Annotated in this window: 2 protein-coding genes; both read left to right on the forward strand. The window is 36.7% G+C overall.

Annotated elements, in window-relative coordinates; all coding sequences use genetic code 11:
* Nucleotides 1-418: hypothetical protein (locus KTE19_RS07870; RefSeq protein ID WP_217342008.1), on the forward strand; the 418-nt coding region annotated here is incomplete at its 5' end.
* 8 nt (nucleotides 419-426) lie between these two features.
* The coding region (locus KTE19_RS07875) for a hypothetical protein (RefSeq protein ID WP_217342009.1) at nucleotides 427-735 on the forward strand (309 nt) is incomplete at its 3' end.

Raw genomic sequence — 735 nt, forward strand, 5'->3', positions numbered from 1 at the left:
GCAAAATTTGGAAGTAGCTTTTGCCAAACCTTTATCTGCTGGGTTTGCTAAGGGCATGGATTCAATGACTGGTAGAAATGGTGGTTTAAAGTCCGCCCGTAAAGAACTAGAAAATATTGTTAAACTATTAGGGGCAAAAGTTGGTGATTATGCTGGTAAAGCGGTTGCTTTTATTGGCAAACATCATGGTGACCTGAATAAGATTGTTACTTCTCTTTTCTCAATTGTTAAAAACCTGGCTGTTGGAATATGGAAACCGATAGCTGCCGTTATTAAATCAATGAGCGGAAATAGCGGCAAAGCTTCCAAAGGGTTAAAAGGTATTGCTAATGGATTAAAGAATATTTCTAAACAGAAATCTCTCATTAAAGGGGTTGGGACAGCGTTACTAGGATTATTTGTGGCAAAAAAATTCTAAATACGGTATTGGCCTTAAAAAAATTTAGAAATTGGATTTTAAAAGTAACTGGTGCTGAAAAGCTCATGGATATAGCTGCTGATGCCAACCCCTATGTTATGCTTGGCCTAGCAGTGGTTGGCATTGGTGTAGCTTTGTATGAGTTATATAAGCACAGCAAGAAGTTTCGTAAATTCGTCAACGGTTTAATTTCATGGGCTAAGAAAGCTTGGGAAGACATTACTAAATGGTTTGGAAAATTAGCCAATGGCGTTCGTGAATATATTAATAAATTGGTCAAAAATGTTGATAAGAATTGGGGTTTTCTATTCAAGGAT

Origin of the sequence: Lentilactobacillus dabitei (genome assembly GCF_019061365.1) — a bacterium.
Lineage (GTDB): Bacteria > Bacillota > Bacilli > Lactobacillales > Lactobacillaceae > Lentilactobacillus > Lentilactobacillus dabitei.